Here is an 8,521-nt window from a genome sequence, read left to right on the forward strand (position 1 = left end):
TATGACCACCGGAAGCGTCACGAACCGCGTGCGGACGAAGTTCCGCGTCACTCTGCAGCACATCCGGAGCGAGCCTGGCCTGGGACGCAACGTCGTCATCGTCCTCGTCCTGCTCGCGCTGGCCATGATCAGCGGCGGGATCATCCTGGGCAACCAGCGGTTCACCCCGCCGTGGGCCGACCGCTACATCGTCAATGCCGCGTTCGAGGCCGCGCCGGGCGTCTCACCCGGAAACGGCCAGGAGGTCCGGATCGCGGGCGTCATCGTCGGGCAGATCAGCGACGCCACGATCGGGCCCGACGGCAAGGCGCGGCTCGCACTCGACATGAACCCGGGCACCACGATCTACGACAACGCGCGCCTGGTCCTGAGGCCGAAGAGTCCGCTCAACGAGATGTATGTCGAGATCGCTCCCGGGGGCCCTCCCGGCAAGCCGGTCCCGTCCGGAGGGTCGCTGCCGGTGACCAACACGGTCCGACCAGTGCAGATCGACGAAGTGCTGGGCCACCTCGACGGGACCGCACGCCAGGGACTCACCGATCTCCTCGCCGAGTCGGACATCGCCCTGGCCAGTGCCCCGCAGGCGCTGCCGGGCGGGCTGGATGCGACCGCCGCGGTCACCCAGAAGCTCCAACCGGTGGTCGCCCAGCTCGACCAGCGTCGCGACACCCTGCGCAAGCTCGTGACGGCACTGGGCCAGATCTCGTCGGCCGTCGGCAGCAACGACTCACGGCTGACCCAACTTGCCGGTTCACTCCAGACGACACTGGGAGCACTCGCGCAGAACAATCAGCCCCTCGACTCGGCGCTCGGGCAGCTGCCCGAGCTGACGGCTCAGCTCCGTGATGCGATGACCCAGGTGCAGGGGCTCGCCGACCAGCTCGACCCGACCCTGCGCGATGTGCAGTCCGCGTCGCAGGCCCTGCCGGAGGCCCTGTCCCGCGTCGAGGGCACCGCGCACCAGCTCGACGCGACGATCGACGTCGCGGAGCCCGTCGTGCAGAAGGCCGGCCCGGTCGTCGCCGACCTCCGTCCCTACGTGGACGACCTGAACCGCGCCCTGCCGGCGCTGGCGCAGACGACGGCACGACTGGAGCCGTTCACGGGCACGATGCTCGACTACCTGCCCGACATCGGCGCCTTCTTCGTCAACACCCGCGACATGGTCAGCATGCGTGACGGCAACGGCGGGATCCTGCGCGGAATCCTCACCTTCAACCCGCAGACCCTGCTGCCCCCGCCGGCGAATGTGCAGGGCCTGGCCGGTGGGCCGGTGACCGGGCCGCTCGGTACCGCGGACAAGCCCGTCCCGGTGCCGCTCGTCGGCAACGCGATCAACCAGGTCCCGTCCCCGATCATCGCCCCGAGATAGGTGAGTTCCGTGCCAGCACTCGTCAAACCGCAGACCGTGCGGCTGCTCGTGGTCGTCGTGTTCGCGGCTCTCTGCGCCAGCATCTTCACCTTCCTCTGGGTGAACTCCGGCGGGAAGGTCCCCGGCTATACGCCTGCTGCCTACCGCGTCTACGTCGACGTCCCGCGCGTGGCCAACCTCGTCTACTTCGGCGATGTGATGATCGCCGGCGTGCCGGTCGGCAAGGTGGCGGACATCCAGGAGGAGGGCGACCACGCCCACGTGGCGATGGACCTCGACCCGGCTGAGGCGCCGATCCACGGGGGTGCGGTCATCCAGGTGAGGGCCAAGAGCCTGATCGAGGAGACCTACCTCGAGATCATCGACGGAAGCGGACCCGCGGTCCCCGCGGGCACCACGCTGCCCGAGGGATCGGCCCGCCCGCCGACTCAGGTGAACGACGTCCTGACATCGCTCGACGCGCCCACCCGCGACTCCCTCGGGCGCTCGATCCGAGCTGCGGGACTCAGCACCGCGGACAGCAAGGACGCCATCTCTGGCGCGGTGGAAGGCCTTGGTGAGCTCGGCCGCAACGGGCGGGACGCCCTCGACGCCCTGGCCGCCCAGTCCGACGACCTGAAACAGCTCACCGGCTCCACGGCGAAGGTCCTGGCTGCGCTGAACACCCAGCAGGGCCAGATCGCCCAACTCGTGGAGGATACCGACACTGTCACCAAGGCCACGGCCGATGGAGCCGATGACGTGCGCTCGGTGATGCGGGCGCTACCGCCGGTGCTGCAGAGCGCGCGTACCGCAAGCGGCAAGCTCCAGATCCTGTCGGCATCACTCGCACCCGTAGCATCCAACCTGCAGGCCGCGGCACCCGACCTGTCGGCAGCCCTCACCGAATTGCCGGCGACCGCGGCCGACCTCCGCGCGACACTGCCATCGCTGAACGGGACCCTGGACCGGGCACCCGCCACGCTCAACCGGGTGCCGACGCTCACCGACGACCTGAACGGCTTCATCCCGCCCGCGTCCGGGATCCTCCGCGACGTGAACCCGGCGCTGACCTACCTGCAGCCCTACGCGCCGGACGTCGTGTCGGTGTTCCAGAACTTCATGGCCGCGCTGGCAGGAGGCGACGCCCGCGGTCACGTCTACAAGATCATGCCGCTCTTCAGCGAACAGACGTTCAAGGGGATCCCCGTGAACACCAACACCCTGCCACTGCGGGCCAGGCAGAATCCGATCCCCACTCCGGACGACGCGGTGCACCCGGGCACCATCAACACGGCCCCGTACCCGCGGGTCCAGCGGGACGGGCCGCCGCGGTGACGTCCGGCTGTCGGAAATCCGTCGCCACCGCGATGCGCCTCCGTGACCCGCGCCGGTGGGCTCGCGCACTGCCGGGTCGGCTCGTGGCCGCTCCGGGAGCGGCGCTGCGCTGGCTGCGGTACGACCTTCGGCGGGCTCTGGCGGCGGTTCTCCTCCTCGCGGCCCTGGCCGTGATCGTCGGTGGTCTCACCAGGCTCCGCACCGAGACCGGGCTCGACTCGTTCCTGCCGTCCGACGACGTGGCGGCGCAGCAGTTCGACGAGCTCGCGCGGGGGTTCGGTGGCGATCCGGTGGTGGTGCTGCTTGAGTCTCCCCAGCCGCGGGAGCTGCTCCAGGGCGACCGCCTGGACCGTCTGGTCCAGCTGGAGGGCACGCTCGCGAAGCTGCCCGACGTGGCGACGGTCTACGGGCCCGGCACCTTGCTGAACCAGATCGCCGGGCGGACCCAGGATCTGTTGGCGGAGCTGAGCGGCACGCGTGACGCCGACCGGGTGGTGGCCGAACGCAAGGCACTTGCCGCGGGCGACTCCGCGGCGGCGGCCACCGCGGCCGCGGACGCCGCCGCGGCGGCCTTCGACGACCGCTACGCGCCCCTGCTCGCACAAGGTCTTCCGGCCGGCCTGCCGACGCTGAAGAATCCGTCGTTCGTGAACACCGTGGTCTTCGGCGGGGCCGGCACGCCGCGTCCGCAGTGGCGGTTTGTCGTCCCGTCCGACAACGCCGTTGCCATCCTCGTCCGTCCGCGCGAGGGTCTCGATGCCGCCGCTGCCTCCGCGCTCGTCTCCGGTGTCACCGATGCGGTCGGCAGGGCGGACCTGGGAGGGACGACGACCGTCTCCGGGGTTCCGGCGGTCGTGGCTGCGCTCTCGGACCAGACCGCGCGGAGCGCTCCGCTGCTGGGCGGTCTCGCCCTGATCGCGGTGAGCGCGTGCTTCCTGCTCGTGCGCTGGGCCCGCCGCCGTGACCGGTTGATCCCTGTGGCGACCACCGTTACAGCGATCGCGATCACGCTCGCGGGTTACGGCTGGATCGGGAGGCCCGTGTCGCTGGGGGTGGTTGCCTTCCTCTCGGTCGTGCTCGGCGTGGGCTGCTACTACCCGACCTACCTCCTGCTCGGCGCTCCTCGTCGGACGGTGCTGACAGTCGCGCTCGCCACGGCGTTGAGCTTCGGCACGCTGGTGCTCTCACCACTGCCGCTGGTCCGTGACCTCGGCGTCACTCTCGCGTGCGGTGTCCTCGTCTCTGCGTTGGTCGGCCTCACCGCACCGCTCCTCGCCGGTGCCCGTCCCGCTCCGGCGACCGCCGTCCGCGAGTCCGGGAGCGGTCCGAGCGGTGGTGGCCGAGGCCGGCGAGCGTGTGCTCTCGGCAGCCTCGCCGTCCTCGTCGCGGTGGCCGGCGTCGGGTGGGCCGCGCTGCCGTCGATCCCGCTGCGCACCGACGTCGACCAGTTCGCTGGCGGGCTCTCCGTTCTCGACGACGCCCAGCACGTCGAGGACGTCATCGGCTCCTCGGGCGAGGTCGATGTGGTTCTCCGCGGACCGGACACCATGTCGCCGGCGGCCTTCGCGTGGCTCCGGAAGGTCCAGGAGACAGTAGTGAGCCGGCACGGCGACGCCATGCGACCGGTGGTCTCGCCGCCGGCTCTGTTGCCGTTCCTCGGCCCGAACCCGACCTCGGGGCAGATCCTCGCCGCGCTGCAGCTGCTCCCGCGGTACCTCACCGGCGCGGTGCTGTCCGACGACCGGTCGACGGCCATCCTCAGCTTCGGGGTGCGGCTCGAGGACCTCGACCAGCTCGCTGCCGCCCGAGATGACCTGCGGGCCACGTTGCCGCCACCGCCGGCCGGATACGACATGGAGCTGACCGGACTGCCGATGGTCGCCGTGCGCGGCAGCGAGCTCGTCTCCGCCGACCGCGTCCTCGCCAACATCCTGGGGATCGTCGTGGCCGGAACCGTGCTGGCTGTCGGCCTGCGGCGGCGGACCGACGCGGTTCTGGCCGTGGGCTCGGCGGTCCTCGCCACGGGTACCGGCCTGTTCCTCATCTGGCTGAGCGGCACGGAGCTCACTCCGATCACCGTTGCGCTCGGCTCCCTCACGGCCGCCGTGGGCTGCGAGTTCGCGGTCGTGCTGGCCGAGGCCGCCCGCCGGGGCCGCAGCCCCCTGCGCATCGCCGTGCCGCTGGTCACCGGGACTTCGGTCCTGGGCTATGCGGTGCTGCTGGCGTCCGGTCTGCAGGTGGTCCGCCAGTTCGGACTCCAGCTCGCCGTCGCCGTCGTCCTGTCCATGCTGAGCTCGCTGGTGGTGCTGTGGGTGCTGCGGTCGTTCCGACCACCAGTGCCTGCAGATCCCGGAGCTCAGCGACCGTCTCGAAACGAACTGTCCGTGGTGGGAGCTGACTGATGTCGTCGACGAAGACGCACGAAACCGCAACCGAGACCCAGACCGGGACCGACCCGAAGTCGGGTGCGCCGGAGGACGCCGTATCGGAGGACGCCGTATCGGAGGACGCTGCGCCCGAGGCCGCCGCGTCCGAGGACGTCCCGGAGGCCGGCATCAATGCCGAGGCCGCGGTGGAACCGAAGCCGGCCGCAGATCCGGTGTCCGATGTGGATGGTGCGCCGAGGCTCGTTGCCCGAATCGCCTCCCGGCTGCGTGCGGTGCGCCCGCCCTCCACGCGGCGCGGCCGGATCGTGCTCGCGCTCGTGCTGGTCGTGGTCCTCGCCGCGGGAGGAGGTGGCTTCACCTGGTGGCTGACCTCGCGGCTGCCGGTCGGGGTGGCCTTCCGTGCTGAGGGCCAGGATGTCACTGTGACCGATCTCGATCACCAGATGCAGACGCTGACCGCTCTGTACGGGATGCAGAAGCCCACCGACCCGGCGGGGCTCGACACGTTCCGGCGTGACTTCGCGAAAGCGTCCGCGATCGGCATGGTGATCGACCGTGCGGCCGCGAACAAGAACATCGCGATCGCCGATCGCGCGGCGCAGGACTTCCTCGACCGCTACATCGACCAGTACTTCGGGTCTGGTGACGCCGCGCGTACGAACTTCGTGACCGCACTCGGCAACGTGGGAACTTCTGAGACCGACGTGCTCAGCGAGGTCAAGCGGCAGATGGCGGCCTCCGAACTGTTCGACGCCGTCACCGCGAATGTCCCCGCAGTGACCGACGCCGATGTCGACAAGGCCTTCACCGAACGCAAGGACTCGTTGGCGACACCGCAGCGCCGCCAGCTCAACAACATCGTGGTAGCCGACCAGGCGACCGCCGACCAGGTCGTCGCCCAGCTCAAGAGCGGAACGGCGTTCGCGGACGTCGCCAAGGCCAGCAGCCAGGACGCATCGAGCAAGGACAAGGGCGGAGCGATCGGCACCCTCTCCGCAGATCAGCTGGAGAAGCCCTACGCTGACGCGGCATTCGCTGCCGCCCAAGGTGCGGTGTTCGGTCCGGTCCAGACCCAGTACGGCTGGAACGTCGGCATGGTCACCGCGGTTCTGCCCTCCACCCCCGCCGTCGCCAGCGCTGTGCACGAGCCGCTCCGCAACCAGTTGCTCATGGAGCGCAGGGGCGCCGCCTGGCGCAGCTTCCTTGGTGGCGAGCTGGCGGACGCCGATGTCAGGTACGCCCCCGACTACGCCCCCGCCGACCCCGACGGGATCCCTTCCACGCCCTCGGCGCTCGTGCCCTCGTCCGCTCCGCACTGAGCGTCGTGGTCGTAGCCGTACTGGTCCACGTCGGCATCGCCCTGTCGCTCGTGCTGCTCGGGTTGTGGGGTCGCTCCCACGCGACGGTCGTGCCGCCGGTGTGGATGACGCACGCGGAGCGGCTGCGCAGGGCGAAGACGATGCATCGGGGCGGCACGGCGTGCGTCGTGTTCGGTGCGCTCTACGCGATCGCTGCCGCAGTGGCGGTCATCGCGAGCTGACCAGGAATGCCCGGAAGGGTAACGGGGTGCCTCCCCACGGAGGACGTCGATCCCCACGTCCGTGAATACCGTCGGCCACTCGTGCCGCGCCATCGCACCGTTCGACCCCATCCGCATCCGAAGGGACAAAGCATGAGCACGATCGACTACCCGCACCTTTACATCGGCGGTGGCTGGACCAGCCCCAGCTCGTCAGCCACGATCACGGCCGTGTCGGCCAGCACGGAGGAGGTGCTGGGATCCGTACCCGAAGGCACCGACGCCGACATCGACCGGGCCGTCGACGCCGCCCGCAGGGCCTTCGACGCGCCCGACGGCTGGTCGCGGCGCAGCCCGCAGGAACGGGCCGAGGTCCTGGAGCGCTTCGCCGTGGCACTCGAGGCCCGAGGCGGCGAGACCGCGCGCCGGGTGAGCATGCAGAACGGCATGCCGCTGGCCGTGGCGGGGCAGTTCGAGGCGTTCTTCCCCCCGGCGCTGCTCCGCTACTACGGCGGCCTCGTGGCGACGACGCCGGGGGAGGAGGAACGCCCCGGCATGCTCGGAGGGGCTTCGCTCGTCATCAAGGAGCCCATCGGTGTCGTCGGCGCGATCGTGCCGTGGAACGTCCCCCAGGGCATCACGTTCCTCAAGATCGCACCGGCTCTGGCGGCGGGCTGCAGCGTCGTCCTCAAGCCGGCGCCCGAGACGGTGCTGGACGCCTTCCTGATGGCCGAGGCCGCGATCGAGGCGGGCCTGCCCGAGGGTGTGCTCAACATCGTGCCCGGTGGGCGCGAGCTGGGTGCCTACCTGGTGGCGCATCCCGGCGTCGACAAGGTGTCGTTCACCGGCTCGACGGCGGCGGGCCGGGCCATCGCGGAGACGTGCGGGCGGTTGCTCCGACCGGTGACGCTCGAACTGGGCGGCAAGTCCGCGGCCATCGTGCTCGACGACGCGGACCTCTCCAGCACGATCGAGAGCTTCTTCGCCTCCACCCTGCTCAACAACGGCCAGATCTGCTGGTTGGGCACCAGGGTGCTGGCTCCGCAGAGCCGCTACCAGGAGATCGTGGACACCGTGACCGGGTTGGCGTCGTCGTTGGTCATCGGCGACTCGCTGGACCCGGCAACGCAGATGGGCCCGCTCGTGTCGGCCCGTCAGCGCGACCGGGTCGAGTCCTACATCGCCAAGGGCAAGGGCGAGGGCGCGCGGCTGACGACAGGGGGTGGGCGCCCGGATCGTGACAAGGGATGGTTCGTGCAGCCCACGGTGTTCGCCGACGTCGACAACAACCACACGATCGCCCAGGAGGAGATCTTCGGACCGGTGCTGTCGGTGATCCCCTACCGCGACGAGGACGAGGCGGTCGCAATCGCGAACGACAGCGACTACGGCCTGGGTGGTTCCGTGTGGACGGCGGACCCGGACCGCGGCGCCGCCGTCGCCAGGCGCGTGCGGACGGGGACGATCGGCGTCAACGCCTACGTCAACGATCCCTCGGTGCCGTTCGGCGGGATCAAGGCCAGTGGGATGGGCCGGGAGCTCGGACCCGAGGCACTGGGTGCGTTCCAGGTCCTCAAGACCGTGTACCTCGACGTTTCCCGGCGCACGTCGGCCTGACAGCGCGCGCCCGCCGGTGACGGCGGGCGCGTCGAGGACGCCGTCCCATGGCTCATACTGTCTTGTCTGTCTGTCGGACAGTCAGTCGCGGCGCAGGTAGCGCGACACCGCCGCCGCGCGGTTGGCGGCTCCCAGCTTGCGCAGGATGTGCTTGACGTGCGCTTTGACCGTGGCCTCCGCCACGAAGAGCCGTCGGGCGATCCGGGCGTTCGTGTCACCCTCAGCCATGCATTCGAGCACCTCCCGCTCGCGCACGGTCAGCTGGTCCAGGCACGCGGCACGCGGCGGCCGGGAGGCGAACGTTAGGAG

At 70.5% G+C, this 8,521-nt stretch carries 7 protein-coding genes; 6 read left to right on the forward strand and 1 reads right to left on the reverse strand.

Annotation, left to right across the window (positions count from 1 at the left end):
* Window position 1 precedes the first annotated feature (1 nt).
* The 6 genes from JWR81_RS22880 to JWR81_RS22905 all read left to right on the forward strand — a co-directional run bounded on the left by JWR81_RS22880 (window position 2) and on the right by JWR81_RS22905 (window position 8,212).
* Window positions 2-1,372 carry an MlaD family protein gene (locus JWR81_RS22880; protein WP_297656749.1) on the forward strand — a complete coding sequence of 457 codons (1,371 nt, stop codon included), beginning with the start codon at window positions 2-4 and terminating at the stop codon, window positions 1,370-1,372.
* A 9-nt stretch (window positions 1,373-1,381) separates the two neighbouring features.
* Window positions 1,382-2,689: an MlaD family protein gene (locus JWR81_RS22885; protein ID WP_297656753.1), complete on the forward strand. Its 1,308-nt coding sequence runs from the start codon at window positions 1,382-1,384 to the stop codon at window positions 2,687-2,689.
* Window positions 2,690-2,772: 83 nt separating this feature from the next.
* Window positions 2,773-5,091, forward strand: a complete 2,319-nt coding sequence (locus tag JWR81_RS22890) for an MMPL family transporter (RefSeq protein WP_297656756.1) — start codon at window positions 2,773-2,775, stop codon at window positions 5,089-5,091.
* A complete protein-coding gene (locus tag JWR81_RS22895) occupies window positions 5,091-6,395 on the forward strand; it encodes a peptidylprolyl isomerase (protein ID WP_297656759.1) in 1,305 nt (434 codons plus the stop codon). Before JWR81_RS22890 ends, JWR81_RS22895 begins: the two co-directional genes overlap by 1 nt.
* A 5-nt stretch (window positions 6,396-6,400) precedes the next feature.
* On the forward strand, window positions 6,401-6,616 hold the full coding sequence (locus tag JWR81_RS22900; protein ID WP_297656762.1) for a hypothetical protein: 216 nt from the start codon (window positions 6,401-6,403) through the stop codon (window positions 6,614-6,616).
* A 132-nt stretch (window positions 6,617-6,748) separates the two neighbouring features.
* Window positions 6,749-8,212 (forward strand): aldehyde dehydrogenase, encoded by a 1,464-nt coding sequence (locus JWR81_RS22905; protein WP_297656765.1) that lies wholly within the window; start codon window positions 6,749-6,751, stop codon window positions 8,210-8,212.
* Between the two features lie 81 nt (window positions 8,213-8,293).
* Here JWR81_RS22905 and JWR81_RS22910 read toward each other — a convergent pair.
* A partial coding sequence (locus tag JWR81_RS22910; RefSeq protein WP_297656768.1) for a LuxR C-terminal-related transcriptional regulator occupies window positions 8,294-8,521 on the reverse strand: 228 nt, incomplete at its 5' end.

Origin of the sequence: Pseudonocardia sp. (assembly GCF_025965585.1) — a bacterium.
Lineage (GTDB): Bacteria > Actinomycetota > Actinomycetes > Mycobacteriales > Pseudonocardiaceae > Pseudonocardia.